A 25,786-nucleotide genomic window follows, 5' to 3' on the forward strand; every position below is an offset into this window, starting at 1 on the left:
GACAGGAACACCGGGTTCCAGAGCGTTAAACGAGCAAAGGACTACTGAGTAGCCATGGCGGGACAGAAGATCCGCATCCGGCTCAAGGCCTACGACCACGAGGTCATCGACAGCTCGGCGAAGAAGATCGTCGAGACGGTGACGCGTACTGGTGCGTCGGTCGCGGGCCCGGTGCCGCTGCCCACTGAGAAGAACGTGTACTGCGTCATCAAGTCGCCGCACAAGTACAAGGACTCGCGCGAGCACTTCGAGATGCGCACGCACAAGCGCCTGATCGACATTCTCGACCCGACGCCCAAGACCGTTGACTCTTTGATGCGACTCGACCTCCCGGCCGGTGTCGACATCGAGATCAAGCTCTAGGGATCGGTGATCTGAGAATGGCTAAGCAGATCAAGGGCATCCTGGGCGAGAAGCTCGGCATGACGCAGGTGTGGGACGAGAACAACCGTGTTGTTCCGGTCACCGTCGTCAAGGCCGGCCCCAACGTCGTCACCCAGGTCCGCACGAACGACGCCGACGGCTACGAGTCCGTCCAGATCGCGTTCGGCGAGATCGACCCGCGCAAGGTGAACAAGCCCCTCAAGGGCCACTTCGCCAAGGCCGACGTCACTCCCCGCCGCCACCTCGTCGAGATCCGTACCGCTGACGCCAGCGAGTACACCCTCGGCCAGGAGATCACCGCTGAGGTGTTCGAGGCCGGCATCAAGGTCGACGTGACCGGCAAGAGCAAGGGCAAGGGCTTCGCCGGTGTCATGAAGCGTCACAACTTCAAGGGCCTCGGCGCCGGACACGGCACCCAGCGTAAGCACCGCTCTCCCGGTTCCATCGGTGGCTGCGCCACCCCGGGCCGCGTGTTCAAGGGCCTCCGCATGGCGGGTCGCATGGGCAACGAGCGGGTCACCACCCAGAACCTGACCGTCCACGCCGTTGACGCGGAGAAGGGTCTGCTGCTCATCAAGGGCGCTGTCCCCGGTCCGAACGGCGGCCTCGTCCTGGTCCGCACCGCGGCCAAGGGGGCCTGAGGTACCGATGAGCACTGTTGACATCCTTTCGCCTGCCGGCGAGAAGACCGGAAGCGTCGAACTCCCCGCGGAGATCTTCGGCGTGGAGAAGATCAGCATCCCGCTGATCCACCAGGTCGTCGTTGCGCAGAACGCGGCTGCCCGCCAGGGCACGCACAAGACCAAGCGTCGCGGTGAAGTCCGTGGTGGCGGCAAGAAGCCGTACCGCCAGAAGGGCACCGGCCGCGCCCGTCAGGGCTCGACCCGCGCCCCGCAGTTCGCCGGCGGTGGCGTCGTCCACGGCCCGCAGCCGCGTGACTACTCGCAGCGGACCCCGAAGAAGATGAAGGCCGCGGCCCTGCGCCACGCCCTCACCGACCGGGCCCGCAACAACCGCATCCACGTCGTCACCGGCGTGATCGAGGGCGACTCCCCGTCCACGAAGGCCGCTCGCACGCTGTTCGGCAAGATCTCGGAGCGCAAGAACCTGCTCCTGGTCATCGACCGCGCCGACGAGGCCGCGTGGCTGTCCGCCCGCAACCTGCCCCAGATCCACATCCTGGAGCCGGGCCAGCTGAACACGTACGACGTGATCGTCTCGGACGACGTGGTCTTCACCCAGGCCGCTTTCGAGTCCTTCGTCGCCGGCCCGCAGGCCAACGACACCGAAGGGAGCGAGGCCTGATGGCTACGCGTCACCCGAGCATTGCCTCCAAGGCTGCGAAGGCCGCCAAGGCCGCGCGCGTCGCCAAGGCGCGTCGCCACGCCGCCGAGGGTAAGAACACCGTCGTCACCGCGCCCAGCAAGGCGTACACGGACCCCCGTGACGTGCTGCTGAAGCCGGTCGTGTCGGAGAAGAGCTACGCGCTCCTCGACGAGAACAAGTACACGTTCATCGTCGACCCCAACGCCAACAAGACCCAGATCAAGCAGGCCGTCCAGGCGGTCTTCTCGGTCAAGGTCACCGGGGTCAACACGATCAACCGCCAGGGCAAGCGCAAGCGGACCCGCACCGGTTTCGGCCAGCGTGCCGGCACCAAGCGCGCGATCGTGACCCTTGCTGAGGGCGACCGTATCGACATCTTCGGCGGTCCGACCGCGTAAGCGGGTCGGATCGTCCGATATCGGACGAGGACTGAGAAATGGGAATCCGCAAGTACAAGCCGACTACGCCGGGCCGCCGTGGCTCCAGCGTCGCCGACTTCGTCGAGGTCACGCGGTCCACGCCGGAGAAGTCGCTGGTTCGCCCCCTGCACAGCAAGGGCGGCCGTAACAATTCCGGTCGTGTGACCGTTCGCCACCAGGGTGGCGGACACAAGCGCGCCTACCGAGTGATCGACTTCCGTCGTCACGACAAGGACGGCGTGCCGGCGAAGGTCGCGCACATCGAGTACGACCCCAACCGCACCGCGCGCATCGCGCTGCTGCACTACGCGGACGGCGAGAAGCGCTACATCCTCGCCCCGCGCAACCTGCAGCAGGGTGACCGCGTCGAGAACGGTCCCGGGGCCGACATCAAGCCGGGCAACAACCTGGCGCTCCGCAACATCCCGGTCGGTACCACGATCCACGCGATCGAGCTCCGTCCCGGTGGCGGCGCCAAGTTCGCCCGCTCCGCCGGTGCCTCGGTGCAGCTGCTCGCGAAGGAGGGCCAGATGGCCCACCTCCGCATGCCTTCCGGTGAGATCCGCCTGGTCGACGTGCGCTGCCGCGCCACCGTCGGCGAGGTCGGCAACGCCGAGCAGAGCAACATCAACTGGGGTAAGGCCGGCCGTAAGCGCTGGCTGGGCGTTCGCCCGACCGTCCGCGGTGTGGCGATGAACCCGGTTGACCACCCGCACGGTGGTGGTGAGGGCAAGACCTCCGGTGGTCGCCACCCGGTCTCCCCGTGGGGTCAGAAGGAGGGTCGTACTCGTTCGCCGAAGAAGGCTTCGAACAAGTACATCGTCCGCCGCCGCAAGACGAACAAGAAGCGCTAGGAGCGGGTTTAGATGCCGCGGAGTCTCAAGAAGGGGCCCTTCGTCGACGACCACCTGATCAAGAAGGTGGACGCCCAGAACGAAGCTGGCACCAAGAACGTCATCAAGACCTGGTCCCGTCGCTCCATGATCGTGCCGGCCATGCTCGGCCACACGCTCGCGGTGCACAACGGCAAGACCCACATCCCGGTGTTCGTCACCGAGTCGATGGTCGGTCACAAGCTCGGCGAGTTCTCGCCGACTCGTACCTTCCGGGGTCACGTCAAGGACGACCGGAAGTCGAAGCGCCGCTAGTAGCGGATCGCATTCAGACACGTAAGTAACTGAGAGGGACAACCATGGAAGCCAGGGCCCAGGCGCGGTACATCCGCGTTACGCCCATGAAGGCCCGCCGCGTGGTGGACCTTATCCGTGGCATGGATGCCACGGAGGCTCAGGCTGTTCTGCGATTCGCTCCGCAGGCAGCCTCAGTGCCCGTCGGCAAGGTGCTCGACAGCGCCATCGCCAACGCCGCGCACAACTACGACCACACCGACGCCGACAGCCTCGTCATCTCTGAGGCGTACGTCGACGAGGGCCCGACCCTGAAGCGGTTCCGTCCGCGTGCCCAGGGCCGCGCCTACCGGATCCGCAAGCGGACCAGCCACATCACCGTGGTCGTCAGCAGCAAGGAAGGAACCCGGTAATGGGCCAGAAGGTAAACCCGCACGGGTTCCGGCTCGGCATCACCACGGACTTCAAGTCCCGGTGGTACGCCGACAAGCTGTACAAGGACTACGTCAAGGAAGACGTCGCCATCCGTCGGATGATGACGTCCGGCATGGAGCGCGCCGGCATCTCGAAGGTTGAGATCGAGCGCACCCGTGACCGCGTCCGCGTGGACATCCACACCGCGCGTCCGGGCATCGTCATCGGCCGCCGTGGCGCCGAGGCCGACCGCATCCGCGGTGACCTCGAGAAGCTCACGGGCAAGCAGGTCCAGCTGAACATCCTCGAGGTCAAGAACCCCGAGACGGACGCTCAGCTGGTTGCTCAGGCCGTTGCCGAGCAGCTCTCCTCCCGCGTCTCCTTCCGTCGGGCCATGCGTAAGAGCATGCAGTCCGCCATGAAGGCCGGCGCCAAGGGCATCAAGATCCAGTGCGGCGGCCGCCTCGGCGGCGCCGAGATGTCCCGCTCGGAGTTCTACCGCGAGGGCCGTGTGCCCCTGCACACGCTCCGCGCGAACGTGGACTATGGCTTCTTCGAGGCCAAGACGACCTTCGGCCGCATCGGTGTGAAGGTCTGGATCTACAAGGGCGATGTCAAGAACATCGCCGAGGTCCGCGCCGAGAACGCCGCAGCCCGCGCCGGCAACCGCCCGGCCCGTGGTGGCGGCGGCGCCGACCGCCCGGCCCGTGGTGGCCGTGGTGGCGAGCGCGGCGGTCGCGGTCGTAAGCCGCAGCAGGCTCCCGCTGCCGAGGCCCCCAAGGCCGAGGCTCCGGCGGCTGCCGCTCCGGCTGAGAGCACCGGAACGGAGGCCTGACCGACATGCTGATCCCCCGTAGGGTCAAGCACCGCAAGCAGCACCACCCGAAGCGCCGTGGTCAGGCCAAGGGCGGTACGACGGTCGCGTTCGGCGAGTACGGCATTCAGGCCCTCACGCCGGCGTACGTGACCAACCGCCAGATCGAGGCGGCCCGTATCGCGATGACCCGCCACATCAAGCGTGGCGGCAAGGTCTGGATCAACATCTACCCGGACCGCCCGCTGACGAAGAAGCCTGCCGAGACCCGCATGGGTTCCGGTAAGGGTTCTCCCGAGTGGTGGATCGCGAACGTGCACCCGGGCCGGGTCATGTTCGAGCTGTCCTACCCCAACGAAAAGATCGCCCGTGAGGCCCTGACTCGCGCAGCCCACAAGCTGCCGATGAAGTGCCGGATCGTCAAGCGCGAGGCAGGTGAAGCGTGATGTCGGCCGGTACCAAGGCGTCCGAGCTGCGCGAACTGGGTGACGAGGAGCTTCTCAACAAGCTCCGCGAAGCCAAGGAAGAGCTGTTCAACCTCCGCTTCCAGGCGGCGACGGGTCAGCTCGAGAACCACGGTCGGCTCAAGGCCGTCCGTAAGGACATCGCGCGGATCTACACCCTGATGCGTGAGCGCGAGCTGGGCATCGAGACGGTGGAGAGCGCCTGATGAGTGAGAGCAACGTGACTGAGCAGACTGCAGAGGCCCGCGGCTTCCGCAAGACCCGTGAGGGTCTCGTCGTCAGCGACAAGATGGACAAGACCGTCGTCGTCGCCGTCGAGGACCGCGTCAAGCACGCGCTGTACGGCAAGGTCATCCGCCGTACGAACAAGCTCAAGGCGCACGACGAGCAGAACGCCGCCGGCGTCGGCGACCGTGTCCTCCTTGCGGAGACCCGGCCGCTGTCCGCCACGAAGCGGTGGCGCATCGTCGAGATCCTCGAGAAGGCCAAGTAATTTCCTGCGGGGGTAATCCCGCAGGTCAGTTCCGCCAGGCTCGGCAGGGGTTCCGTCACGGAGCCCCTGCCGGGAACCGGCAGACAAACAGGAGATAGACGTGATCCAGCAGGAGTCGCGACTGCGTGTCGCCGACAACACTGGTGCGAAGGAAATCCTTTGCATCCGTGTGCTCGGTGGCTCCGGTCGCCGCTACGCGGGCATCGGTGACGTCATCGTCGCCACCGTCAAGGACGCGATCCCCGGCGGCAACGTGAAGAAGGGTGACGTCATCAAGGCGGTCATCGTTCGCACCGTCAAGGAGCGTCGCCGTCCCGACGGCTCGTACATCCGCTTCGACGAGAACGCCGCTGTCATTCTCAAGAACGACGGCGACCCTCGTGGCACCCGTATCTTCGGCCCGGTGGGCCGGGAGCTGCGCGAGAAGAAGTTCATGAAGATCATCTCGCTCGCGCCGGAGGTGCTGTAAGCATGAAGATCAAGAAGGGCGACCTGGTTCAGGTCATCACCGGTAAGGACAAGGGCAAGCAGGGCAAGGTCATTGCCGCTTACCCGAGCGACGAGCGTGTCCTGGTCGAGGGTGTCAACCGGGTCAAGAAGCACACCAAGGCCGGCCCGACCGCCAAGGGTTCGCAGGCCGGTGGCATCGTCACGACCGAGGCGCCGATCCACGTCTCCAACGTCCAGCTGGTCGTTGAGAAGGACGGCAACAAGGTCGTCACGCGTGTCGGTTACCGCTTCGACGACGAGGGCAACAAGGTTCGCGTTGCCAAGCGGACGGGTGAGGACATCTGATGGCTACCACCACGACTCCGCGTCTCAAGACGAAGTACCGCGAGGAGATCGCGGGCAAGCTGCGTGAGGAGTTCTCCTACGAGAACGTCATGCAGATCCCCGGCCTCGTCAAGATCGTGGTCAACATGGGTGTGGGCGACGCCGCCCGCGACTCCAAGCTGATCGAGGGCGCCATCCGCGACCTCACCACGATCACCGGTCAGAAGCCGGCCGTCACCAAGGCCCGCAAGTCCATCGCGCAGTTCAAGCTGCGTGAGGGTCAGCCGATCGGTGCCCACGTCACGCTCCGTGGCGACCGCATGTGGGAGTTCCTGGACCGCACCCTGTCGCTCGCGCTTCCGCGCATCCGCGACTTCCGTGGTCTGTCCCCCAAGCAGTTCGACGGCCGTGGCAACTACACCTTCGGTCTCACGGAGCAGGTCATGTTCCACGAGATCGACCAGGACAAGATCGACCGTACCCGGGGTATGGACATCACCGTGGTGACCACGGCGACCAACGACGCTGAGGGCCGTGCTCTCCTTCGTCACCTCGGCTTCCCCTTCAAGGAGGCGTGAGCGAGATGGCGAAGAAGGCTCTGATTGCCAAGGCTGCTCGCAAGCCCAAGTTCGGTGTGCGTGCGTACACCCGCTGCCAGCGCTGCGGCCGTCCGCACTCCGTGTACCGCAAGTTCGGCCTGTGCCGCGTGTGCCTTCGTGAGATGGCTCACCGTGGCGAGCTGCCGGGCGTGACCAAGAGCTCCTGGTAGTCCCCGCTTTTAGGGACTCCAAGGGCTCTCGGTAAGCACTGGGCGTGTCAGGCGCCCTCCTCTCCATGGCTTAGGCTAGGAGGGTTGGGCGCCTGATGGTCGCCCGTACGACTTACTACGCCGTAGGTCCACCGCACCGCACCCGCCTCGTCTCGGATCGAGGAGAGGGATGGCGCACCAGGAAACCCCGGCGAGAGAGGCCGAAGGCCAATTCATGACCATGACTGATCCGATCGCAGACATGCTTACGCGTCTGCGGAACGCGAACTCGGCGTACCACGACTCTGTGACGATGCCGGCGTCCAAGATCAAGTCTCACATCGCGGAGATCCTCCAGCAGGAGGGCTTCATCACGGGCTGGAAGGTCGAGGACGCCGAGGTCGGCAAGAACCTCGTCCTCGAGCTGAAGTTCGGCCCGAACCGTGAGCGCTCCATCGCGGGCATCAAGCGGATCTCCAAGCCCGGTCTCCGGGTTTACGCGAAGTCCACCTCCCTGCCCAAGGTGCTGGGTGGCCTCGGCGTGGCGATCATCTCCACGTCCCACGGGCTCCTCACCGACAAGCAGGCCGGCAAGAAGGGCGTAGGCGGAGAAGTTCTCGCCTACGTCTGGTAGCGGAAGGGAACGGAGGAAACAGCTATGTCGCGCATTGGCAAGCTCCCCATCACGGTTCCCGCCGGCGTGGACGTCACCATCGACGGCCGTACGGTTTCGGTGAAGGGCCCCAAGGGCTCTCTCTCCCACACCGTCGCTGCGCCGATCGACATCGCCAAGGGTGAGGACGGCGTGCTCAGCGTCACCCGCCCCAACGACGAGCGTCAGAACAAGGCCCTGCACGGCCTGTCCCGCACGCTGGTGGCGAACATGATCACCGGCGTGACCCAGGGTTACGTGAAGAAGCTCGAGATCAGCGGTGTCGGTTACCGCGTTACGGCCAAGGGATCGAACCTCGAGTTCGCTCTGGGCTACAGCCACCCGATCACCGTCGAAGCCCCCGAGGGCATCACCTTCAAGGTTGAGAACCCGACCCGTTTCTCGGTCGAGGGCATCGACAAGCAGAAGGTCGGCGAGGTTGCGGCCAACATCCGCAAGCTGCGCAAGCCCGACCCGTACAAGGCCAAGGGCGTCAAGTACGAGGGCGAAGTCATCCGCCGCAAGGTCGGAAAGGCGGGTAAGTAAGCCATGGCATACGGACAGAAGATCCTTAAGGGCGACGCCTACAAGCGCGCCGCGATCAAGCGCCGTCACATTCGTATCCGCAAGCACATCTCGGGTACGGCTGAGCGGCCGCGTCTCGTTGTGACGCGCTCGAACCGCCACATCGTGGCCCAGGTCATCGACGACATCAAGGGTCACACCCTGGCGTCGGCGTCGACCCTGGACACCTCGATCCGCGGTGCCGAGGGCGACAAGTCCGCGCAGGCCAAGTCGGTCGGCGCCCTGGTCGCCGAGCGCGCCAAGGCTGCGGGCGTCGAGGCTGTCGTATTCGACCGTGGTGGCAACCAGTACGCCGGGCGCATTGCTGCCCTGGCGGACGCCGCCCGCGAAGCCGGGCTCAAGTTCTGAGCCGCTTCCGTAGCTAGCGGAAACAGAGAGAGGTAATTCCAATGGCTGGACCCCAGCGCCGCGGTGGCGGTGCCGGTGGCGGCGAGCGGCGGGACCGGAAGGGCCGTGACGGCGGCGCAGCTGCCGCCGAGAAGACCGCTTACGTTGAGCGCGTTGTCGCGATCAACCGTGTCGCCAAGGTTGTGAAGGGTGGTCGTCGCTTCAGCTTCACTGCGCTCGTCGTAGTGGGCGATGGCGATGGCACCGTCGGTGTCGGTTACGGCAAGGCCAAGGAGGTGCCGGCCGCGATCGCCAAGGGTGTTGAAGAGGCCAAGAAGCACTTCTTCAAGGTCCCCCGTATCCAGGGCACCATCCCGCACCCGATCACGGGCGAGAAGGCCGCGGGCGTCGTCCTGCTCAAGCCTGCTTCCCCCGGTACCGGCGTTATCGCCGGTGGCCCGGTGCGTGCCGTGCTCGAGTGCGCCGGCGTGCACGACATCCTGTCGAAGTCGCTCGGCTCGTCGAACGCGATCAACATCGTGCACGCGACCGTGGAGGCCCTGAAGGGTCTGCAGCGTCCCGAGGAGATCGCGGCTCGCCGTGGTCTGCCCCTCGAGGACGTCGCTCCCGCGGCTCTGCTGCGTGCGCGTGCCGGGGCCGGTGCTGCGTAATGGCACAGCTCAAGATCACGCAGACGAAGTCGTACATCGGCAGCAAGCAGAACCACCGTGACACCCTGCGTTCCCTTGGTCTCAAGGGCATCAACTCGCAGGTCGTCAAGGAGGACCGCCCCGAGTTCCGCGGCATGGTGCACACCGTCCGCCACCTCGTGTCGGTCGAGGAGGTCGACTGATCATGGCGGAGAACAACCCGCTCAAGATCCACAACCTCCGTCCCGCCCCGGGCGCCAAGACCGCCAAGACCCGTGTGGGTCGTGGTGAGGCGTCGAAGGGTAAGACGGCTGGACGTGGTACCAAGGGCACGAAGGCCCGTTACCAGGTTCCGGAGCGCTTCGAGGGTGGGCAGATGCCCCTCCACATGCGTCTTCCGAAGCTCAAGGGCTTCAAGAACCCGTTCAAGGTCGAGTTCCAGGTCGTGAACCTCGACAAGCTGGCCGCGCTCTACCCCGAGGGTGGCGAGGTCACCGTCGAGGGTCTGGTGGCCAAGGGTGCCGTTCGCAAGAACAGCCTCGTCAAGGTCCTCGGTCAGGGTGAGATCACCGTGGCGCTGCAGGTGACGGTCGACGCCGTCTCCGGCTCCGCCAAGGAGAAGATCACCGCGGCCGGCGGCACCGTCACCGAGCTCGTCTGAACACCTCAGGCGTCTCGATGACTTGAGCGATCCCGACCGGGGATACCCCACAAATGGGGTATCCCCGGTTGGTCGTTCCTAGGGTGGCAGTCTCGCCGGTAAGGTGGCCTGCACTGCCAACTTTCACAGGGTGCTGCACCTGGGGCACCTTGAGCGGCAGTTGGCCGTTACGTATTCGTCTGTATCCGTCGAACCTCAAGACCGTCACCCTTGACGCAGTAGCGCGGGGGTCGCAGGAGGCACCGTGCTCACCGCGTTCGCCCGGGCGTTCAAGACGCCCGACCTGCGCAAGAAGCTGCTCTTCACGCTGGCCATCATCGTGGTGTACCGAGTCGGTACCCACGTTCCGATCCCCGGCGTCGACTACAAGTCCGTTCAGCAGTGCGTCGACGAGGCGTCCGCGAACCAGGGCCTCTTCGGTCTGGTCAACATGTTCAGCGGCGGAGCGCTGCTGCAGATCACCATCTTCGCGCTCGGGATCATGCCGTACATCACGGCGAGCATCATCCTTCAGCTGCTGACCGTGGTCATCCCGCGCCTGGAAGCCCTCAAGAAGGAGGGCCAGGCCGGTACCGCGAAGATCACGCAGTACACCCGTTACCTGACCGTGGCGCTCGCCATCCTTCAGGGCACGGGCCTCGTCGCCACCGCCCGAAGTGGTGCACTGTTCTCCGGCTGCACCGCCGCGTCGTCCATCGTCCCGGACCGCTCGATCTTCTCCACGATCGTCATGGTCATCACCATGACCGCCGGTACGGCCGTCGTGATGTGGCTCGGTGAGCTCATCACCGACCGCGGTATCGGCAACGGCATGTCGATCCTGATGTTCATCTCGATCGCCGCCACCTTCCCGTCGGCGCTGTGGGCCATCAAGAAGCAGGGCACCCTGGCCGACGGCTGGATCGAGTTCGGCACCGTCGTCGCGGTCGGCCTGGTCATGGTCGGTCTGGTGGTCTTCGTCGAGCAGGCTCAGCGCCGTATCCCGGTTCAGTACGCGAAGCGGATGATCGGCCGCCGCGCCTATGGCGGGACGTCCACGTACATCCCGCTGAAGGTGAACCAGGCGGGTGTGATTCCCGTCATCTTCGCGTCGTCACTGCTGTACATCCCGGCTCTCATCGCGCAGTTCTCGAGCAGCAACTCCGGCTGGAAAACCTGGGTCGAGCAGAATCTGACCAAGGGCGACCACCCGATTTACATCACCATGTACTTCTTGCTGATCGTTTTCTTCGCCTTCTTCTACGTCGCGATCTCCTTCAACCCCGAGGAAGTCGCCGACAACATGAAGAAGTATGGTGGCTTCATCCCGGGCATCCGGGCTGGCCGACCGACCGCTGAGTACCTCTCCTACGTACTCAACCGGATCACCTGGCCGGGTTCGCTGTACTTGGGTCTGATTGCTCTCGTCCCGACGATGGCGTTGGTTGGTTTCGGGGCAAACCAGAACTTCCCGTTCGGCGGGACCAGCATCCTGATCATCGTGGGTGTGGGTCTTGAGACGGTGAAGCAGATCGAGAGCCAGCTCCAGCAGCGCAATTACGAAGGGTTCCTCCGCTGATGCGAATCGTCCTCGTCGGGCCGCCTGGCGCCGGAAAGGGAACGCAGGCCACGCGCCTCGCCGAGAAACTGCGTGTCCCGCACATCTCCACGGGCGACCTGTTCCGCGCCAACATCAGCCAGCAGACGGACCTTGGCAAACTCGCGAAGTCCTACATGGACGCCGGCAACCTCGTCCCCGACGAGGTCACCATCGCGATGGCGAAGGACCGTATGGAACAGCCGGACGCCGAGAACGGCTTCCTGCTGGACGGCTTCCCGCGGAACGTCTCACAGGCCGAGGCGTTGGACGAGCTGCTCACCACCGAGGGCATCAAGCTGGACGCGGTGCTGGACCTGGAGGCCCCCGAGGAGGAGGTCGTCAAGCGGATCGCCGGTCGGCGCATCTGCCGTAACGACTCCTCGCACGTCTTCCACGTGACGTACAAGAAGCCGGCCAAGGAAGGCGTCTGTGACGTCTGCGGCGGCGAGCTGTACCAGCGGGACGACGACTCCGAGGCCACCGTCCGCACACGGCTCGAGGTCTACCACACGCAGACCGAGCCGATCATCGACTACTACAAGTCGCAGGGCCTGGTCGTGACGATCGAGGCCATGGGTCCGGTGGACGAGGTCACCACTCGTGCGCTGGCCGGACTGAAGCGTGAGGGCGACGACCAGTAGTCGTCGTCCTGGTACGGCCGTGGAGTCCCGAGGGACTCCACGGCCGTACTGTTGTGTAGGTAACCGAACCAGCGAGTGACGGAGAGCGCAGGCCCCCATGGTGCAGATCAAGACCCCCGAGCAGATCGCCAAGATGCGTGAGGCGGGACTGGTCGTCGCCGCCATCCACGCGGCCACGCGGGAGGCCGCTGTACCGGGGGCGTCCACGAAGGACCTGGACGAGGTCGCGCGCAAGGTGCTCGCCGAGCACGGGGCGAAGTCGAACTTCCTGGGGTACGGCGGTTTCCCGGCGACGATCTGCACCTCCGTGAACGAGGTCGTGGTCCACGGCATCCCGTCCGACGACGTGGTCCTGGCGGACGGCGACATCATCTCCATCGACTGCGGCGCGATCGTCGACGGCTGGCACGGTGACGCGGCCTACACGGCCTTCGTGGGGTCCGGTCACGCTCCGGAGCTCCTTGAGCTGTCCCGGGTCACGGAAGAGTCCATGTGGGCCGGTATCGCCGCGATGAAGCAGGGCAACCGGCTGGTGGATGTGTCGAAGGCCATCGAGACGTACATCCGGCGGCAGCCGAAGGCCGGCGGCGGGCGCTACGGGATCATCGAGGACTACGGCGGCCACGGCATCGGCACCGAGATGCACATGGACCCGCATCTGCTGAACTACGTCGACCGGCGGCGGGGGAAGGGGCCGAAGCTGGTTCCCGGGTTCTGCCTCGCGATCGAGCCGATGGTGTCGCTGGGTACGCCCAGGACCGAGGTCCTCTCCGACGACTGGACCGTGATCACGACGGACGGTACGTGGTCTTCGCACTGGGAGCACTCTGTCGCGTTGACCGTGGACGGTCCGCTGGTGCTCACCGCTCCCGACGGGGGCAAGGCGAAGCTGGCGGAGTATGGCGTGACCGCCGCTCCAGATCCGCTTGCCTAGGTCGTATGTTGTGTGCGGCTGCGTGGGGGCTGGTCGCGCCCACGCAGCGGAGCCGCATATCGACACAGCCCCGCGCCCCTTTGGGGCGCGTCCCTGCCCCCCGCGTGCTTAAAGATCTCCCTCCCCGGGCATTCTTCCTCGATTCGTCTTTCCGGGTGTGCTGACGTAGACTGACTCGTCGGCTCTCGTGCACCCGCATGCCTGCATGCGCTCGTACAGAGTCGATCAAGGTAGTCGATTCGAAGGGCGAAGCGTGGCCAAGAAGCAAGGTGCCATCGAGATCGAGGGCACTGTCGTCGAGTCTCTGCCGAACGCCATGTTCAAGGTCGAGCTCCAGAACGGCCACCAGGTCCTGGCACACATCAGCGGCAAGATGCGTATGCACTACATCCGTATCCTCCCTGACGACCGGGTCGTGGTGGAGTTGTCTCCGTACGACCTGACGCGTGGCCGGATCGTCTACCGCTACAAGTAGATCTTGCCCGCATCCCGTTTCGGCGGGGTGGTGGCACTGACCCGGAGAACCTCACTAATGAAGGTCAAGCCGAGCGTCAAGAAGATCTGCGACAAGTGCAGGGTGATCCGCCGTCACGGTCGGGTCATGGTCATCTGCGAGAACCCGCGCCACAAGCAGCGCCAGGGCTGACGCACGACCTTTCCCTCTGCATCGATATCGCAGAGATTCGCGCGACGCGAGCTGAATTTGTTCATACGCAGAACCCAGGCACTCCGGTGCCTGACACCCCCGGTTCGGAGGCCGGGGACCCAGTTCGTACCTGGTACGGCGGCTGGGAACCGGTTCTGTGGAAGACCTCCGAAGATCACCAGGAGCCATTGAATGGCACGCGTTTCCGGTGTTGACATCCCGCGCGAAAAGCGCGTGGAGGTCGCCCTGACCTACGTGTTCGGTATTGGCCGTACTCTCTCCCAGCTGACGCTGGCCGAGACCGGCGTCGACCCGAACACCCGCGTTCGCGACCTCTCCGAGGAGCAGCTCGTCGCGATTCGTGAGTACGTCGACAACAACATCAAGACCGAGGGTGACCTCCGTCGCGAGGTCCAGGCCGACATCCGCCGCAAGGTGGAGATCGGTTGCTACCAGGGTCTCCGTCACCGTCGTGGTCTGCCCGTCCGCGGTCAGCGCACCAGCACGAACGCTCGTACCCGCAAGGGCCCGCGTCGCGCCATCGCCGGCAAGAAGAAGCCGGGCAAGAAGTAGTCCTCAGCGGACAACGCTTCATCAGCGGTCTTCGCTGTAGGACCGACCACCTCCCCGTAGGAGTTACTAGATGCCCCCCAAGGGTCGTCAGGGCGCTGCCAAGAAGGTGCGCCGCAAGGAAAAGAAGAACGTCGCTCATGGGCACGCCCACATCAAGAGCACGTTCAACAACACGATCGTCTCGATCACGGACCCCTCGGGCAACGTGATCTCCTGGGCCTCCGCCGGCCACGTCGGCTTCAAGGGCTCGCGCAAGTCCACCCCCTTCGCCGCGCAGATGGCCGCCGAGTCGGCCGCCCGCCGCGCGCAGGAGCACGGCATGCGCAAGGTTGACGTGTTCGTCAAGGGTCCCGGCTCCGGCCGTGAGACCGCGATCCGCTCCCTCCAGGCCACCGGCCTCGAGGTCGGCTCGATCCAGGACGTCACGCCCACCCCGCACAACGGCTGCCGTCCGCCCAAGCGCCGCCGCGTCTGACGCACGGCTGCTTGGTCTGAGGTTTTCGGGCGGTATGACTCTTCGGAGTCGTATCGCCCGTACCCTTGTTACAAATCAGGGCGTCAAATAGCGGGCGCCCCTGACAGAAGGAACGCACCATGCTGATCGCTCAGCGCCCCTCGTTGACCGAAGAGGTCGTCGACGAGTTCCGCTCCCGGTTCGTGATCGAGCCGCTGGAGCCGGGCTTCGGCTACACCCTCGGCAACTCCCTTCGCCGTACCCTCCTGTCGTCGATCCCCGGCGCTGCTGTCACCAGCATCCGTATCGACGGTGTCCTGCACGAGTTCACCACCGTGCCGGGCGTCAAGGAGGACGTCACCGACCTGATCCTCAACATCAAGCAGCTGGTCGTCTCCTCGGAGCACGACGAGCCGGTCGTGATGTACCTGCGCAAGCAGGGCCCGGGTCTGGTCACCGCCGCCGACATCGCGCCCCCGGCCGGTGTCGAGGTGCACAACCCCGACCTGGTCCTGGCCACGCTGAACGGCAAGGGCAAGCTGGAGATGGAGCTCACGGTCGAGCGTGGCCGTGGTTATGTCTCCGCCGTGCAGAACAAGCAGGTCGGTCAGGAGATCGGGCGCATCCCGGTCGACTCGATCTACTCGCCCGTTCTGAAGGTCACGTACAAGGTCGAGGCGACGCGTGTCGAGCAGCGCACCGACTTCGACAAGCTGATCGTCGACGTCGAGACCAAGCAGGCGATGCGTCCGCGTGACGCCATGGCCTCTGCCGGTAAGACGCTGGTCGAGCTGTTCGGTCTCGCCCGCGAGCTGAACATCGACGCCGAGGGCATCGACATGGGCCCGTCCCCCACGGACGCCGCCCTTGCCGCTGATCTGGCGCTGCCGATCGAGGAGCTGGAGCTCACCGTTCGGTCGTACAACTGCCTCAAGCGTGAGGGCATCCACTCCGTGGGTGAGCTCGTCGCCCGCTCCGAGGCCGACCTCCTCGACATTCGCAACTTCGGTGCGAAGTCCATCGACGAGGTCAAGGCGAAGCTGGCCGGCATGGGCCTGGCCCTGAAGGACAGCCCGCCCGGATTCGACCCGACCGCCGCCGCCGACGCCTTCGGTGCCGACGACGACGCGGACGCGGGTTTTGTGGAGACCGAGCAGTACTGATCGGTCGTTGCCGGTGAGCATCCGCTCATCGGGTTCCTGACCCCGGTACCTGATACGGCCGGGGCAGACCAAGGAGAAAGAAATGCCGAAGCCCACCAAGGGTGCCCGTCTGGGCGGCAGCGCCGCGCACGAGAAGCTCCTCCTCGCGAACCTTGCGAAGGCGCTGTTCGAGCACGGTCGTATCACCACCACCGAGGCGAAGGCGCGCAAGCTGCGTCCGTACGCCGAGCGTCTGGTGACCAAGGCGAAGAAGGGCGACCTTCACAACCGCCGCCAGGTGCTCCAGGTCATCACGGACAAGGGCATCGTCCACACGCTCTTCACCGAGATCGGCCCGCGGTACGAGAACCGTCCGGGTGGTTACACCCGTATCACCAAGATCGGTAACCGTCGTGGCGACAACGCGCCCATGGCTGTCATCGAGCTGGTCGAGGCGCTGACGGTTGCGCAGCAGGCGACGGGTGAGGCCGAGGCCGCCACCAAGCGTGCCGCGAAGGACGCCGAGGCTGCTCCGGTTGCCGAGGAGACCAAGGTCGACGTGACCAAGGCCGACGAGGCCGAGGACGTTGCCGAGGAGTCCAAGGACGCCTGAGGCTCCGCCTCGCGTTGACAAAGCGGGTCCGTTCCTTTTCAGGAGCGGGCCCGCTTTCGTGTTCCTGAGAGGATCTCTGTGTGAGTGACGAAGTAGAGCCCGGGTTCGTGCGGGTGCGGATGGATCTATCGTACGACGGGAGCGAGTTCTCCGGGTGGGCCAAGCAGGCCGGGGGGCGGCGGACCGTGCAGGGGGAGGTCGAGGACGCGCTGCGTACGGTGACCCGGTCCCGGGACACGTATGAGCTGACCGTGGCGGGGCGGACCGATGCCGGGGTGCATGCGCGGGGACAGGTCGTGCATGTCGATCTGCCTCGGGAGGTCTGGGGCGAGCATCACGAGAAGTTGCTGAAGCGGCTTGCCGGCCGGCTGTCGAAGGACGTACGGGTGTGGGCGCTTCGTGAGGCGCCCAGCGGTTTCAATGCCCGGTTCTCCGCTGTCTGGCGGCGGTACGCCTATCGCGTCACCGACAACCCCGGGGGTGTGGACCCGCTGCTGCGGAGTCATGTCCTGTGGCACGACTGGCCGCTCGACGTCGATGCGATGAACGAGGCCGCCGGGCGGCTCCTCGGGGAGCACGACTTCGCCGCCTACTGCAAGAAGCGGGAGGGTGCGACCACCATTCGTACGCTCCAGGAGCTGAGCCTGGTGCGAGGGGAGGACGGGATCATCACCGCCACGGTCCGGGCCGATGCCTTCTGCCACAACATGGTGCGCTCACTGATCGGGGCGCTGCTGTTCGTGGGGGACGGGCACCGGGGGCCGGAGTGGCCGGGGAAGGTGCTGGCCGCGGGGGTCAGGGACTCCGCCGTGCATGTCGTACGGCCGCACGGGCTGACGCTCGAGGAAGTCGGCTACCCGGCCGACGAGTTGCTGGCCGCACGGAACAAGGAAGCGCGGAATCGGCGGTCACTGCCCGGGTCGTCCCGTTGTGAAACCTGTTAGTTACCGCTCATTTCGCCGCAGATAGCGGACATGTCGCATCTTACCCGGCGTAAGCCTCCTTCCGACCCTTACGTCATCTACATAACTTCGGTTAATCTTTCGCAGCTCGGCCATTGGTTCGATTGGGGCGGCCGAGCACGGGTGGGGGTCGACGGGCCGGTGGGGCCCATGGGTGGTTTCTTTTTTCATGAGTTCAGTGGGTCCTGTACGGACCGGGGGGCGTCGCAACGCGCGCCAGAACAGCGGGCGGCGTAGGGCTGGGCGTAGTGGGAGCGCTCCACTGGGGCTGCTTCCGCTGCCGCCGACGGACAAGGAGAAGTACTCCTACGCCAGGCGGAACCTGTGGATTCTGACGATCAGTTCGCTGATCAGCTTCTGCTGTCTGGTGGTGAGCCAGTTCGAGCTGGCGAAGTCCACGCCGGTGCTGTGGATCTACACACCGCTGCTGGTCTTCACGGTCATCTACTACCTGATATCGCTCCGGGTGAATGGTTTCACCAGGGACTTCGACATCGCGTACCACAAGCGGCTGGTCCACAACTGGCGGCCCGAGATCTATCCCACGGTCGACGTGTTCCTGCCGGTGTGCGGTGAGCCCATCGAGGTGCTGCACAACACCTGGCGGCATGTCCGGGACATGGCCGACCACTACCCGGGCGTCTGCGTCCCGTTCGTCCTCGACGACGGCGCCGACCCGCAGCTGGAGGCGATGGCCCGGGACTTCGGGTTCCGCTACGGCACCCGCGAGAACCGCGGCTGGTTCAAGAAGGCCGGCAACCTGCACTTCGGGTTCGGGCAGTCCGACGGCAAGTACATCCTCATCCTGGACGCCGACTTCACGCCGCGCGCCGACCTGCTCCAAGAGCTGCTGCCGTACATGGAGTCTGACCCGGGCATCGGCATCGTCCAGTCCCCGCAGTACTTCCGGGTGCTGGACTCGCAGAACTGGATCGAGCGCGGCGCGGGCGCCGTGCAGGAGCTGTTCTACCGGTCCGTGCAGGTCTCCCGGCAGGGCAGTGACGGCGCGATCTGCGTCGGCTCCTGTGCCGTGTACCGGCGGGCCGCGCTGGAGACCAACGGCGGTACGACGCTGATCGAGCACTCCGAGGACGTGCACACCGGCTTCGACCTGCGGGGCCTGGGCTGGGACCTGCGGTATGTGCCGGTCGCCGTCTCCACCGGAGTGTGCCCGGACACCGCCGGCGCCTTCTTCAACCAGCAGTACCGCTGGTGCTCCGGATCGATGAGCCTGCTCGGCAGCAAGAAGTTCTGGGAGCGCAAGATCAAGCTCTCCAGCCGGCTGTGCTACATGTCCGGGTTCTTCTACTACATCCACACGGCGCTGTTCACCTTCGCGGCGCCGGTCATCCCCATCGTGCTGCTGGTGATGATGCCGGACAAGCTCCAGGTCGAGCATCTGCTCATGGTGGCGCCCAGCATCATCTACACCACGATCGTCTTCCCGATGTGGCACAAGGCGCCCTACCGACTGGAGGCCTGGGCCGCCCGCATGATGTACGGCTGGGCGCACGTCTTCGCCATCTGGGACATCCTGCGCAAGAACCGCATGGGCTGGCAGCCCACCGGATCCTCCGGAGCCAAGAAGAACAAGACCCGCCGCTTCTGGATCGGCATGTGGGTCTGGAGCGGCGGCACCGCCCTGATCTGGGTGGTCGGCGCCGTGTACCGGACGTTCACCATGGACGCCCCGAACTTCGCCCTCATCCTGTCCTCCGGACTCTTCTACGCCCTCGTGGTGGCCCGCGTGCTGGTCCAGCCGCGCGAGAAGGAGGCCGTCTGATGCAGCTCCGCACCCGCACGCGCACCGCACTGACCGCCGTCCTGCTCACCGCGCTGGCCCTCAGCGGCTGCTCTGTGCTCGACGACTCGAACAACGGCTCACCGGCCGGACAGGCCGAGGGGGGTGGCGATCCGTCGCAGACCGCGGAGTCGGACGTTCCCTACGACGTCGTACCGCTGATCAAGCCGAAGAAGAAGTACTACGGGGCCGCAGTGGCGGGCGCGCCGACCTCCATGAAGGGCGTCGACGCGTACACCGAGTTGACCGGCAAGCAGCCGAACCTCATTGAGTACTACGCCGCCTGGGGAGACGGCTTCGACGCCAGCGGTGTGCGCACGGCCTGGAAGGAGGGCGCCATGACGCTGATGTCCTGGGAGCCCTTCGACACCAGTGTGGCCGACATCGCGGCCGGTAAGTCGGACGCGTACATCAAGGAGTACGCGACCGCGGTCCGCAAGCTGAACCTCCCTGTGGTGATCGACTTCGCCGACGAGTTCAACGGTCACTGGGAGAAGTGGGGGACCAAGTACACGACCCCCAAGCAGTACGTGGCCGCCTGGCGGCACATCCACGAGACCTTCATCGACGCCGGTGCCTCGAACGTGATCTGGGCCTGGTCGCCCAACATCATCAACCCGGTCAAGAGCGTCAAGCTCGAGCCGTACTACCCGGGCGACGCCTACGTCGACTGGGTCGGGCTGATCGGCTACTGGACGATCGAGGACGACAACGCCTTCGACAGCGTCTTCGGTCCCACCATCGACCAGATCCGCACCTTCACCAAGAAGCCGACGCTCCTCCTGGAGACCGCGGCCATGGCAGGTGAGCGACGACGGGCCGACATCCGCAACCTGTTCGCGGGTGTGGAGGCCGACGACAACATGCTCGGCTTCATCTGGTTCAACCACAAGAAGCGTGCCGACTGGCGGTTGGAGGCGAGCCCGCTGGCCCTGCAGGAGTTCAAGCAGCTGGCCGCGGACGATCGTTTCGGCTTCGACGTACGGAAGCCGTGATGACCTCCCGACACGATCACTACACGCCACAGCCCTACGATCCGTACGCCGACGACGGCAGCTGGTTCAACTCCGACGGCCGCGCCTCGCAGCAGGACCAGCAGCAGACGTACGGCTACGACAACGCGCAGTACCCGTACCAGGAGCCGCAGTCGCAGCAGCCTTACCAGGTCGGCATCCCGGAGCAGCCGCAGAGCGGCTACGACGACCAGCCGACGTACGCCCTGCGCACGGTCGAGTACCAGCAGGTGCCGGACGACGAGCCCGGGTACCACATTCCCGAGACGCCGGACGCGGGCTGGGACGACACCCCGAGCAAGCGGCGGGCGTGGGTCAGCCGCGGTGTCCTGCTGGTCGTTCTGCTGATCCAGACGGTGCTGTCGTTGCGGCTGTCCAACACCGCGTTCCAGGACGAGGCCCTCTACCTGGCGGCGGGCCACAACATCATCGACCACTGGATGAACGGCACCCCGCTGCACAGCGGGTACGAGTCGTACTTCTCCGGGTCGCCGGTCCTGTATCCGGTCGCTGCTGCCGTGGTCGACGGCTGGTTCGGGCTCTCCGGCGCCCGCGCGCTGAGCCTGCTGTGCATGCTGGGCGCGACCGCGCTGCTGTACTCCTTCAGCCGGCGCATGTTCAACGAGCGGGTGGCGCTGGTCGCTGCCGCGCTGTTCGCGGTCACGCAGCCGAGCATCGTGCTCGGCTGGTTCGCCACCTACGACGCTCCGGCGATCTTCCTGCTGGCCCTGGCCGCCTGGATAGTCGTCCGCACCAACCGGGCACCCGCGGCCGCCGTGTTGCTCGCCGCTCCGGTGATCGTGCTGGCGGTCGCGGTGAAGTACGCGTCCGCGCTGTACCTGCCCACTCTCGTCGTGCTCGCCGCGCTGACTGCCTGGCACCACAAGGGCTGGCGTTGTCTGCTCCGCGCGTTCCTGCTCGGCCTCGGCACCGCCGCGCTGGTCGGGGTCGGCCTGATGTACACCGATGTGCTCGCCGGTGTGAAGGCGACCACCACCAACCGTGCCCACGGCACCGACACCGCGATGTCCCTGGTGGAGAAGTCCGTGGAGTGGGGTGGGCTGATGTTCGCCGCCGCCGTCGCGGGCACCGTCGCCTACGCGCTGCGCGGCCGGATGAACGAGTCCCCGCGCTCGCACGGCCTGGGCGGCCCCGGCTGGCGCTGGCGCGCCCTGCTCGGCCTGGTGCTGGCCGGCACGGCGCTGCTGGCTCCGGCGTACCAGATCCACCTCAGCACCTCGGTCTCGCTCTACAAGCACCTTGACTTCGGTCTGCTCTTCGCCGCCCCGATGGCCGGCATCGGTGTGATCCGGCTGGTCGGCAAGCACTTCCGCTATCCGCAGCTGGGCATCCTGATCTGGGTCACCGCGCTGTGCCTCGGCGTCTCGCAGTCCGAGTGGCGGTTCGGGCTGTGGCCCGACTCCACGCCGCTCGTCAAGGCCATCGAGCCGTACATGAAGCCCAAGGCCAAGTACCTCGGCGCCACTTACGAGGTGCCCGTCTACTACCTGCGGGACAAGACCAACCACGATCAGTGGACGTCGACGTACGGCATCGGCTACTCGGACAAGAAGGGCAAGATCCACCACGGCAGGGAGGGGTACCGGCTCGCCATCGAGGCCGGCTACTTCGATCTGATCGTGCTGGACGGCGTCGCGACGCCGGACCTCGACAAGTACCTCGAGCAGCAGGTGACCAGGAGCGGGCACTACCGCCTGGTCGGCAAGATCCCGTTCAAGCTCAGCTCGGGCGGCACCGGCTGGTACCAGGTCTGGACGAAGACGTCCTGAACCGGTCGCCCACCTCTGTTCTTCTTCACCCCTGAATTCACGAAAGGCCGTAATCCATGCGGCTCACTGTCATCGGCACCGGCTACCTCGGTGCCACCCACGCCGCCTGCATGGCGGAGCTCGGTCATGAGGTGGTCGGCGTCGACGTCGACCCGGACAAGATCGCCGCGCTGCGGGCCGGCCAGGTGCCGTTCCACGAGCCCGGGCTGCCCGAGCTGATCCGGAAGCACACGGCGACCGGGCGACTGAGGTTCACCACCGACTACACGGAGGCCGGGGCCTTCGGCGAGGTGCACTTCGTGTGTGTCGGCACCCCGCAGCGCAAGGGCTCCGAGGGCGCCGACCTCACCTATGTCGACGCTGCTTTCGCGGCGATCGCCGAGCACGCGGCCGAGGACTCGCTGCTGGTCGGCAAGTCGACCGTGCCGGTGGGCACGGCGGAGCGGCTCGCCGGGACGCTGGGCGTCGAGGTCGCCTGGAACCCGGAGTTCCTGCGGGAGGGCTTCGCCGTCGAGGACACGCTGCGTCCCGACCGGCTGGTCATCGGTGTCCGATCCGCACATGCGGAAACGATCCTCCGCAAGGTGTACGAGCCCGTCCTGGAGGCCGGCACCCCGCTGGTCACCGCCGACTTCCCGACCGCCGAACTGGTCAAGACGGCCGCCAACGCCTTCCTCGCCACCAAGATCTCCTTCATCAACGCGATGGCCGAGCTCTGTGAGGCGGCGGGCGGCGACGTCGGCGTCCTCGCCGAGGCGATCGGCCACGACGACCGGATCGGGAAGAAGTTCCTGCGGGCCGGAGTCGGCTTCGGCGGCGGCTGTCTGCCCAAGGACATCCGCGCCTTCGCGCACCGCGCCGACGAGCTGGGGGTCTCGCTGGCGTTCCTGCGCGAGGTGGACGCGATCAACATGCGCCGCCGCGACAAGGTTGTCGAGCTGGCGCGGGAGCTGTGCGGAGGTGCGGTGCTGGGGGCCCGTATCGCCGTACTGGGCGCGGCGTTCAAGCCGGACTCGGACGACATCCGGGACTCGCCCGCGCTCAACGTGGCCGCCCGTCTGCGCCTGGACGGCGCCGACGTCACGGTCTACGACCCCGAGGCGCTGGACAACGCCCGCAAGGCGTTCCCGCTCCTCGGATACGCGATGTCGGCCGAGGAGGCGCTCAGGGGAGCCGACCTCGTGCTGCATCTGACCGAGTGGCCGCAGTTCCGGGAGATCGACCCGGAGCGGGCCGCGTCGCTGGTGGCCCGTCCGCTGATCGTGGACGGCCGGGGGGCGCTCGACGGGGACCGCTGGTCCGCGGCGGGCTGGCACTTCCGCGCGCTGGGCAGGCCCGCGCCGGTTGAGGAGAGGCCCCTTCAGGGCCTCTAGGGGAGGGAACGGAAAGACATGACGGCCAACGACAGACACGCCGGCGTACCGGTCACCATCGTGATGCCGACGTACAACGAGGCGGCGAACCTGCCCAGGATGGCCGAGCTGGTCCTCGGTCTGCCGATCGACGGGCTGCATCTGAAGATCGTCGACGACTCCAGCCCCGACGGGACGGGGCGGATCGCCGAGGAGCTCGTAGAGAAGTACAACTCGGATCAGGCCGCCGGGCGGCGCCGGATGAGCGTGCTGCACCGCACCGAGAAGGACGGCCTCGGGCGCGCGTACGTCGCCGGCATGAGCGCCGCGCTCGCCGAGGGCGCCGAGTACGTCATCCAGATGGACGCCGACGGCAGCCACCCCGTCGAGGCGGTGCCGCGGATGCTCGGCACGGCCGTGGCCTCCGGCGTCGGCCTGGTCGTCGGCAGCCGGTACGTCGAGGGCGGCTCGCTGGACGAGGAGTGGGGCAGGCACCGCGTCCTGCTGTCCCGCTTCGCCAACCGCTACGCCCGGACCGTGCTCGGCACGAAGATCCGGGACATCACGGCCGGCTTCAACCTGTGGTCGGCGGCCACGCTGCGTGACGTGGATCTCGCGACCCTGGACAGCGCCGGCTACAGCTTCCAGGTCGAGCTGAAGTTCAAGGCCGTCCGGGCCGGGCACAGCGCCGTCGAGATCCCGATCCGCTTCGAGGAGCGCACCGAAGGCGTCTCCAAGATGAACCTCTCGACGCAGATCGAGTCGGCGCTGGTGCCGCTGCGGCTGCGCATGCGCAACCGGCGGAGCTGAACCGGGGTCCGCCGGCCCCCGGGGGCCGGCGGATCGACGCGCTACCTACTCGTCGGCGGCGGCCGACGCCTGGGCCTCGCCGCGGCGGCGGATCTGGCGGAAGGTGAACTCGGCCAGGTCGTCGCCGGTGGAGAAGACCCGCGTGCTCTTCTCCGTGACGTTCTTGCCGTTGGTGAAGCCGGCGGTCGTGAAGTAGGCGTAGCGGCCGTAGGAGTTGGTCGTCGTACGGCAGATCGCGGAATCGCAGAAGGACTTCACACCGCTGCCGGCCAGGGACCGTACGACGCTCTTGTCGTCGGACTGGGTCTTGACCTTGGTCGCCTGTGCCTCGGTGTCGAAGACGGCCACGCCGACCGTCACCGCGACGCCGTCCTTGACGTACGTCACCCGCATCAGGCGCGTGCAGTCGTTGGCCTTGAAGATTTTCGGCAGGGTGCCCTGGGCGACCGAGGCGCAGTTCTTGGTGTCGGCCGTCGGGCCCTTCTTGTAGACCGTCTCGCCCATGGTCAGCTGCGTGCCCGGGAAAAGGATGTCCGCGCCGATCGGGGCGGTGTCCTTGGTCTTGCTGGAGACGAACTCCTTCGGGTCCAGCGGCGGCGGGGCGCTGGTCGGCGCGAAGGACGGGGCCGTGGCGGACTGGCTCGGGATGTCCGCGGTCGAGGGCAGCGAGGATGCGGTGGACGCCTCACTGTCCCCGTTCGCCGACACCACGGCCACGGCCACGGCGGTGCCTATCGCCACGGTGGCGAGGGCGCCACCGCCGATGAAAAGCAGCCTGCGGCGTTTGTTACGGGTCTCCGACGCCTCGGCGAGCGCGGCCCAGTCCGGGGTCGGGCCGTCGCTGCTGCCGGTCCACGGCTGCTGGGAATTCGGTTTCCAGGGATCCCACTGGGACGGGGGTCCCCCCTGCTGCCCAAAGCTCATGGGGCGCATCTTAGACGGGGGGCGGGAGGGGACGATGCGCGTACTCGTTTTGACCCGTCCGGGGCAGCGCGAGTAGTCTTGCCGCTTGTTATGCGTATTGGCTTGGTCGCTCTCAGGCGAGTGGCCCTTACGTAGGTTCCCTGGAGCAGTTACCAGTGGGCGGCATACGGGCAGCGTTCCCGGCACTGTCGTCCCCAGCTGCACGATCGCTTCAGTGATGCCATGTGTCAGCACCCATCCACTGAAGAAGAAGGCTGCGAAGTGCGTACGTACAGCCCCAAGCCCGGCGATGTGACTCGCCAGTGGCACGTCATTGACGCTCAGGACATCGTCCTGGGCCGTCTGGCTACCACTGCCGCGAACCTCCTCCGTGGCAAGCACAAGCCGACCTATGCCCCGCACATGGACATGGGCGACTTCGTCATCATCATCAACGCCGACAAGGTTCACCTGTCCGGCAACAAGAAGACCCAGAAGCTGGCGTACCGCCACTCCGGGTACCCGGGTGGTCTGCGCTCCGTCCGTTACGACGAGCTGCTGGCGAAGAACCCCGAGAAGGCCGTCGAGAAGGCCATCAAGGGCATGATCCCCAAGAACACCCTGGGCCGTCAGATGCTCTCGAAGCTGAAGGTCTACTCGGGCGACCAGCACCCCCACGCTGCCCAGCAGCCGGTGCCGTTCGAGATCACCCAGGTCGCGCAGTAGTTCCGGCCA

The 25,786-nt window shown here is 66.2% G+C and carries 38 protein-coding genes; 37 read left to right on the forward strand and 1 reads right to left on the reverse strand.

What is annotated here, in order from left to right:
* The first annotated feature begins 54 nt into the window (after positions 1-54).
* The 36 genes from rpsJ to OHU89_RS30060 all read left to right on the forward strand — a co-directional run bounded on the left by rpsJ (position 55) and on the right by OHU89_RS30060 (position 24,148).
* The gene (gene rpsJ / locus OHU89_RS29885) at positions 55-363 is read left to right on the forward strand and encodes a 30S ribosomal protein S10 (protein ID WP_003948644.1); all 309 of its coding nucleotides are present in this window, start codon (positions 55-57) and stop codon (positions 361-363) included.
* A gap of 17 nt (positions 364-380) precedes the next feature.
* The gene (gene rplC, locus OHU89_RS29890; protein WP_007384065.1) at positions 381-1,025 is read left to right on the forward strand and encodes a 50S ribosomal protein L3; all 645 of its coding nucleotides are present in this window, start codon (positions 381-383) and stop codon (positions 1,023-1,025) included.
* A gap of 7 nt (positions 1,026-1,032) precedes the next feature.
* On the forward strand, positions 1,033-1,689 hold the full coding sequence (gene rplD / locus OHU89_RS29895) for a 50S ribosomal protein L4 (RefSeq protein WP_266888958.1): 657 nt from the start codon (positions 1,033-1,035) through the stop codon (positions 1,687-1,689).
* Positions 1,689-2,108, forward strand: a complete 420-nt coding sequence (gene rplW / locus OHU89_RS29900) for a 50S ribosomal protein L23 (protein ID WP_046263525.1) — start codon at positions 1,689-1,691, stop codon at positions 2,106-2,108. Before rplD ends, rplW begins: the two co-directional genes overlap by 1 nt.
* Positions 2,109-2,146: 38 nt before the next feature.
* Positions 2,147-2,983: a 50S ribosomal protein L2 gene (gene rplB, locus OHU89_RS29905; RefSeq protein ID WP_030046376.1), complete on the forward strand. Its 837-nt coding sequence runs from the start codon at positions 2,147-2,149 to the stop codon at positions 2,981-2,983.
* Between the two features lie 12 nt (positions 2,984-2,995).
* The gene (gene rpsS / locus OHU89_RS29910; RefSeq protein WP_003992359.1) at positions 2,996-3,277 is read left to right on the forward strand and encodes a 30S ribosomal protein S19; all 282 of its coding nucleotides are present in this window, start codon (positions 2,996-2,998) and stop codon (positions 3,275-3,277) included.
* Positions 3,278-3,321: 44 nt separating this feature from the next.
* Complete coding sequence (gene rplV / locus OHU89_RS29915) at positions 3,322-3,669, forward strand: 50S ribosomal protein L22 (RefSeq protein ID WP_030619142.1); 348 nt, start codon at positions 3,322-3,324, stop codon at positions 3,667-3,669.
* Positions 3,669-4,505, forward strand: coding sequence for a 30S ribosomal protein S3 (gene rpsC, locus OHU89_RS29920; protein WP_266888956.1), 837 nt, complete (start codon positions 3,669-3,671; stop codon positions 4,503-4,505). Before rplV ends, rpsC begins: the two co-directional genes overlap by 1 nt.
* Positions 4,506-4,510: 5 nt before the next feature.
* Positions 4,511-4,930 (forward strand): 50S ribosomal protein L16, encoded by a 420-nt coding sequence (rplP, locus tag OHU89_RS29925; RefSeq protein ID WP_004927269.1) that lies wholly within the window; start codon positions 4,511-4,513, stop codon positions 4,928-4,930.
* Positions 4,930-5,154: a 50S ribosomal protein L29 gene (gene rpmC / locus OHU89_RS29930; RefSeq protein WP_005481220.1), complete on the forward strand. Its 225-nt coding sequence runs from the start codon at positions 4,930-4,932 to the stop codon at positions 5,152-5,154. The genes rplP and rpmC overlap by 1 nt, the downstream gene beginning before the upstream one ends.
* The gene (gene rpsQ, locus OHU89_RS29935; RefSeq protein ID WP_046263523.1) at positions 5,154-5,441 is read left to right on the forward strand and encodes a 30S ribosomal protein S17; all 288 of its coding nucleotides are present in this window, start codon (positions 5,154-5,156) and stop codon (positions 5,439-5,441) included. Before rpmC ends, rpsQ begins: the two co-directional genes overlap by 1 nt.
* Positions 5,442-5,541: 100 nt before the next feature.
* Positions 5,542-5,910, forward strand: coding sequence for a 50S ribosomal protein L14 (gene rplN, locus OHU89_RS29940; RefSeq protein ID WP_003992364.1), 369 nt, complete (start codon positions 5,542-5,544; stop codon positions 5,908-5,910).
* Positions 5,911-5,912: 2 nt separating this feature from the next.
* Complete coding sequence (gene rplX / locus OHU89_RS29945; RefSeq protein ID WP_046263522.1) at positions 5,913-6,236, forward strand: 50S ribosomal protein L24; 324 nt, start codon at positions 5,913-5,915, stop codon at positions 6,234-6,236.
* A complete protein-coding gene (gene rplE / locus OHU89_RS29950; protein WP_003974255.1) occupies positions 6,236-6,793 on the forward strand; it encodes a 50S ribosomal protein L5 in 558 nt (185 codons plus the stop codon). Before rplX ends, rplE begins: the two co-directional genes overlap by 1 nt.
* A 5-nt stretch (positions 6,794-6,798) precedes the next feature.
* The gene (locus OHU89_RS29955; protein WP_003956452.1) at positions 6,799-6,984 is read left to right on the forward strand and encodes a type Z 30S ribosomal protein S14; all 186 of its coding nucleotides are present in this window, start codon (positions 6,799-6,801) and stop codon (positions 6,982-6,984) included.
* Between the two features lie 214 nt (positions 6,985-7,198).
* Positions 7,199-7,597 (forward strand): 30S ribosomal protein S8, encoded by a 399-nt coding sequence (gene rpsH / locus OHU89_RS29960; RefSeq protein ID WP_013001411.1) that lies wholly within the window; start codon positions 7,199-7,201, stop codon positions 7,595-7,597.
* Between the two features lie 24 nt (positions 7,598-7,621).
* Complete coding sequence (gene rplF, locus OHU89_RS29965) at positions 7,622-8,161, forward strand: 50S ribosomal protein L6 (RefSeq protein WP_046263521.1); 540 nt, start codon at positions 7,622-7,624, stop codon at positions 8,159-8,161.
* A 3-nt stretch (positions 8,162-8,164) separates the two neighbouring features.
* Positions 8,165-8,548, forward strand: coding sequence for a 50S ribosomal protein L18 (gene rplR / locus OHU89_RS29970; protein WP_046263520.1), 384 nt, complete (start codon positions 8,165-8,167; stop codon positions 8,546-8,548).
* A gap of 41 nt (positions 8,549-8,589) precedes the next feature.
* Positions 8,590-9,198: a 30S ribosomal protein S5 gene (gene rpsE, locus OHU89_RS29975; RefSeq protein WP_013001409.1), complete on the forward strand. Its 609-nt coding sequence runs from the start codon at positions 8,590-8,592 to the stop codon at positions 9,196-9,198.
* Positions 9,198-9,380: a 50S ribosomal protein L30 gene (rpmD, locus tag OHU89_RS29980; RefSeq protein ID WP_046263519.1), complete on the forward strand. Its 183-nt coding sequence runs from the start codon at positions 9,198-9,200 to the stop codon at positions 9,378-9,380. The genes rpsE and rpmD overlap by 1 nt, the downstream gene beginning before the upstream one ends.
* Before the next feature lie 2 nt (positions 9,381-9,382).
* Complete coding sequence (gene rplO / locus OHU89_RS29985) at positions 9,383-9,838, forward strand: 50S ribosomal protein L15 (protein WP_020941680.1); 456 nt, start codon at positions 9,383-9,385, stop codon at positions 9,836-9,838.
* Between the two features lie 244 nt (positions 9,839-10,082).
* Positions 10,083-11,396: a preprotein translocase subunit SecY gene (gene secY / locus OHU89_RS29990; protein WP_266888954.1), complete on the forward strand. Its 1,314-nt coding sequence runs from the start codon at positions 10,083-10,085 to the stop codon at positions 11,394-11,396.
* Complete coding sequence (locus tag OHU89_RS29995) at positions 11,396-12,058, forward strand: adenylate kinase (RefSeq protein WP_266888953.1); 663 nt, start codon at positions 11,396-11,398, stop codon at positions 12,056-12,058. The genes secY and OHU89_RS29995 overlap by 1 nt, the downstream gene beginning before the upstream one ends.
* A gap of 97 nt (positions 12,059-12,155) precedes the next feature.
* Positions 12,156-12,992, forward strand: a complete 837-nt coding sequence (gene map / locus OHU89_RS30000; RefSeq protein ID WP_405647392.1) for a type I methionyl aminopeptidase — start codon at positions 12,156-12,158, stop codon at positions 12,990-12,992.
* Between the two features lie 253 nt (positions 12,993-13,245).
* Positions 13,246-13,467, forward strand: coding sequence for a translation initiation factor IF-1 (gene infA / locus OHU89_RS30005; RefSeq protein ID WP_003948620.1), 222 nt, complete (start codon positions 13,246-13,248; stop codon positions 13,465-13,467).
* 57 nt (positions 13,468-13,524) lie between these two features.
* Positions 13,525-13,638 (forward strand): 50S ribosomal protein L36, encoded by a 114-nt coding sequence (gene rpmJ / locus OHU89_RS30010; RefSeq protein WP_003998809.1) that lies wholly within the window; start codon positions 13,525-13,527, stop codon positions 13,636-13,638.
* 192 nt (positions 13,639-13,830) lie between these two features.
* On the forward strand, positions 13,831-14,211 hold the full coding sequence (gene rpsM / locus OHU89_RS30015; RefSeq protein WP_046263515.1) for a 30S ribosomal protein S13: 381 nt from the start codon (positions 13,831-13,833) through the stop codon (positions 14,209-14,211).
* Positions 14,212-14,281: 70 nt separating this feature from the next.
* Positions 14,282-14,686, forward strand: coding sequence for a 30S ribosomal protein S11 (rpsK, locus tag OHU89_RS30020; protein WP_003956432.1), 405 nt, complete (start codon positions 14,282-14,284; stop codon positions 14,684-14,686).
* 119 nt (positions 14,687-14,805) lie between these two features.
* Entirely contained in the window at positions 14,806-15,828 is a 1,023-nt protein-coding gene (locus OHU89_RS30025) for a DNA-directed RNA polymerase subunit alpha (protein WP_003966937.1), read from the forward strand.
* A gap of 82 nt (positions 15,829-15,910) precedes the next feature.
* Positions 15,911-16,420, forward strand: coding sequence for a 50S ribosomal protein L17 (rplQ, locus tag OHU89_RS30030; protein WP_266888950.1), 510 nt, complete (start codon positions 15,911-15,913; stop codon positions 16,418-16,420).
* Between the two features lie 80 nt (positions 16,421-16,500).
* The gene (truA, locus tag OHU89_RS30035; RefSeq protein ID WP_266888949.1) at positions 16,501-17,364 is read left to right on the forward strand and encodes a tRNA pseudouridine(38-40) synthase TruA; all 864 of its coding nucleotides are present in this window, start codon (positions 16,501-16,503) and stop codon (positions 17,362-17,364) included.
* A 385-nt stretch (positions 17,365-17,749) separates the two neighbouring features.
* Positions 17,750-19,165: a glycosyltransferase family 2 protein gene (locus OHU89_RS30040; protein ID WP_266899374.1), complete on the forward strand. Its 1,416-nt coding sequence runs from the start codon at positions 17,750-17,752 to the stop codon at positions 19,163-19,165.
* Complete coding sequence (locus OHU89_RS30045; RefSeq protein WP_405647395.1) at positions 19,165-20,178, forward strand: glycoside hydrolase family 26 protein; 1,014 nt, start codon at positions 19,165-19,167, stop codon at positions 20,176-20,178. Before OHU89_RS30040 ends, OHU89_RS30045 begins: the two co-directional genes overlap by 1 nt.
* Positions 20,178-21,986, forward strand: coding sequence for a glycosyltransferase family 39 protein (locus OHU89_RS30050; protein WP_405647397.1), 1,809 nt, complete (start codon positions 20,178-20,180; stop codon positions 21,984-21,986). The genes OHU89_RS30045 and OHU89_RS30050 overlap by 1 nt, the downstream gene beginning before the upstream one ends.
* 56 nt (positions 21,987-22,042) lie before the next feature.
* Entirely contained in the window at positions 22,043-23,359 is a 1,317-nt protein-coding gene (locus tag OHU89_RS30055; RefSeq protein ID WP_405647399.1) for a UDP-glucose dehydrogenase family protein, read from the forward strand.
* An 18-nt stretch (positions 23,360-23,377) separates the two neighbouring features.
* Entirely contained in the window at positions 23,378-24,148 is a 771-nt protein-coding gene (locus tag OHU89_RS30060; protein WP_405647401.1) for a polyprenol monophosphomannose synthase, read from the forward strand.
* A gap of 45 nt (positions 24,149-24,193) precedes the next feature.
* Here the strand turns inward: OHU89_RS30060 and OHU89_RS30065 are convergent, their stop codons facing one another.
* A complete protein-coding gene (locus tag OHU89_RS30065) occupies positions 24,194-25,072 on the reverse strand; it encodes a hypothetical protein (protein ID WP_405647403.1) in 879 nt (292 codons plus the stop codon).
* 261 nt (positions 25,073-25,333) lie between these two features.
* Here OHU89_RS30065 and rplM point away from each other — a divergent pair, with 261 nt between their 5' ends.
* Positions 25,334-25,777 (forward strand): 50S ribosomal protein L13, encoded by a 444-nt coding sequence (gene rplM, locus OHU89_RS30070; protein ID WP_045559465.1) that lies wholly within the window; start codon positions 25,334-25,336, stop codon positions 25,775-25,777.
* Positions 25,778-25,786 lie beyond the last annotated feature (9 nt).

Source organism: Streptomyces sp. NBC_00019, from assembly GCF_045041015.1.
Classification (GTDB): domain Bacteria; phylum Actinomycetota; class Actinomycetes; order Streptomycetales; family Streptomycetaceae; genus Streptomyces.

What these genes read in the sequence shown, in the direction of transcription:
- OHU89_RS29955 (WP_003956452.1), top strand. Translation starts at nt 6,799, where the DNA reads ATGGCGAAGAAGGCTCTGATTGCCAAGGCTGCTCGCAAGCCCAAGTTC.
- rplQ (WP_266888950.1), top strand. Translation starts at nt 15,911, where the DNA reads ATGCCGAAGCCCACCAAGGGTGCCCGTCTGGGCGGCAGCGCCGCGCAC.
- rplV (WP_030619142.1), top strand. Translation starts at nt 3,322, where the DNA reads ATGGAAGCCAGGGCCCAGGCGCGGTACATCCGCGTTACGCCCATGAAG.
- rpsM (WP_046263515.1), top strand. Translation starts at nt 13,831, where the DNA reads ATGGCACGCGTTTCCGGTGTTGACATCCCGCGCGAAAAGCGCGTGGAG.
- rpsS (WP_003992359.1), top strand. Translation starts at nt 2,996, where the DNA reads ATGCCGCGGAGTCTCAAGAAGGGGCCCTTCGTCGACGACCACCTGATC.
- rplR (WP_046263520.1), top strand. Translation starts at nt 8,165, where the DNA reads ATGGCATACGGACAGAAGATCCTTAAGGGCGACGCCTACAAGCGCGCC.
- rpsQ (WP_046263523.1), top strand. Translation starts at nt 5,154, where the DNA reads ATGAGTGAGAGCAACGTGACTGAGCAGACTGCAGAGGCCCGCGGCTTC.
- OHU89_RS30025 (WP_003966937.1), top strand. Translation starts at nt 14,806, where the DNA reads ATGCTGATCGCTCAGCGCCCCTCGTTGACCGAAGAGGTCGTCGACGAG.
- rpsE (WP_013001409.1), top strand. Translation starts at nt 8,590, where the DNA reads ATGGCTGGACCCCAGCGCCGCGGTGGCGGTGCCGGTGGCGGCGAGCGG.
- rplP (WP_004927269.1), top strand. Translation starts at nt 4,511, where the DNA reads ATGCTGATCCCCCGTAGGGTCAAGCACCGCAAGCAGCACCACCCGAAG.
- rpmD (WP_046263519.1), top strand. Translation starts at nt 9,198, where the DNA reads ATGGCACAGCTCAAGATCACGCAGACGAAGTCGTACATCGGCAGCAAG.
- rpmC (WP_005481220.1), top strand. Translation starts at nt 4,930, where the DNA reads ATGTCGGCCGGTACCAAGGCGTCCGAGCTGCGCGAACTGGGTGACGAG.
- OHU89_RS29995 (WP_266888953.1), top strand. Translation starts at nt 11,396, where the DNA reads ATGCGAATCGTCCTCGTCGGGCCGCCTGGCGCCGGAAAGGGAACGCAG.
- OHU89_RS30060 (WP_405647401.1), top strand. Translation starts at nt 23,378, where the DNA reads ATGACGGCCAACGACAGACACGCCGGCGTACCGGTCACCATCGTGATG.
- rpsJ (WP_003948644.1), top strand. Translation starts at nt 55, where the DNA reads ATGGCGGGACAGAAGATCCGCATCCGGCTCAAGGCCTACGACCACGAG.
- OHU89_RS30055 (WP_405647399.1), top strand. Translation starts at nt 22,043, where the DNA reads ATGCGGCTCACTGTCATCGGCACCGGCTACCTCGGTGCCACCCACGCC.
- OHU89_RS30045 (WP_405647395.1), top strand. Translation starts at nt 19,165, where the DNA reads ATGCAGCTCCGCACCCGCACGCGCACCGCACTGACCGCCGTCCTGCTC.
- rplC (WP_007384065.1), top strand. Translation starts at nt 381, where the DNA reads ATGGCTAAGCAGATCAAGGGCATCCTGGGCGAGAAGCTCGGCATGACG.
- rpsH (WP_013001411.1), top strand. Translation starts at nt 7,199, where the DNA reads ATGACCATGACTGATCCGATCGCAGACATGCTTACGCGTCTGCGGAAC.
- rplE (WP_003974255.1), top strand. Translation starts at nt 6,236, where the DNA reads ATGGCTACCACCACGACTCCGCGTCTCAAGACGAAGTACCGCGAGGAG.
- rpsC (WP_266888956.1), top strand. Translation starts at nt 3,669, where the DNA reads ATGGGCCAGAAGGTAAACCCGCACGGGTTCCGGCTCGGCATCACCACG.
- rpsK (WP_003956432.1), top strand. Translation starts at nt 14,282, where the DNA reads ATGCCCCCCAAGGGTCGTCAGGGCGCTGCCAAGAAGGTGCGCCGCAAG.
- OHU89_RS30065 (WP_405647403.1), bottom strand. Translation starts at nt 25,072, where the DNA reads ATGAGCTTTGGGCAGCAGGGGGGACCCCCGTCCCAGTGGGATCCCTGG.
- rplW (WP_046263525.1), top strand. Translation starts at nt 1,689, where the DNA reads ATGGCTACGCGTCACCCGAGCATTGCCTCCAAGGCTGCGAAGGCCGCC.
- rplF (WP_046263521.1), top strand. Translation starts at nt 7,622, where the DNA reads ATGTCGCGCATTGGCAAGCTCCCCATCACGGTTCCCGCCGGCGTGGAC.
- map (WP_405647392.1), top strand. Translation starts at nt 12,156, where the DNA reads ATGGTGCAGATCAAGACCCCCGAGCAGATCGCCAAGATGCGTGAGGCG.
- rplX (WP_046263522.1), top strand. Translation starts at nt 5,913, where the DNA reads ATGAAGATCAAGAAGGGCGACCTGGTTCAGGTCATCACCGGTAAGGAC.
- rplB (WP_030046376.1), top strand. Translation starts at nt 2,147, where the DNA reads ATGGGAATCCGCAAGTACAAGCCGACTACGCCGGGCCGCCGTGGCTCC.
- rpmJ (WP_003998809.1), top strand. Translation starts at nt 13,525, where the DNA reads ATGAAGGTCAAGCCGAGCGTCAAGAAGATCTGCGACAAGTGCAGGGTG.
- rplO (WP_020941680.1), top strand. Translation starts at nt 9,383, where the DNA reads ATGGCGGAGAACAACCCGCTCAAGATCCACAACCTCCGTCCCGCCCCG.
- OHU89_RS30050 (WP_405647397.1), top strand. Translation starts at nt 20,178, where the DNA reads ATGACCTCCCGACACGATCACTACACGCCACAGCCCTACGATCCGTAC.
- rplD (WP_266888958.1), top strand. Translation starts at nt 1,033, where the DNA reads ATGAGCACTGTTGACATCCTTTCGCCTGCCGGCGAGAAGACCGGAAGC.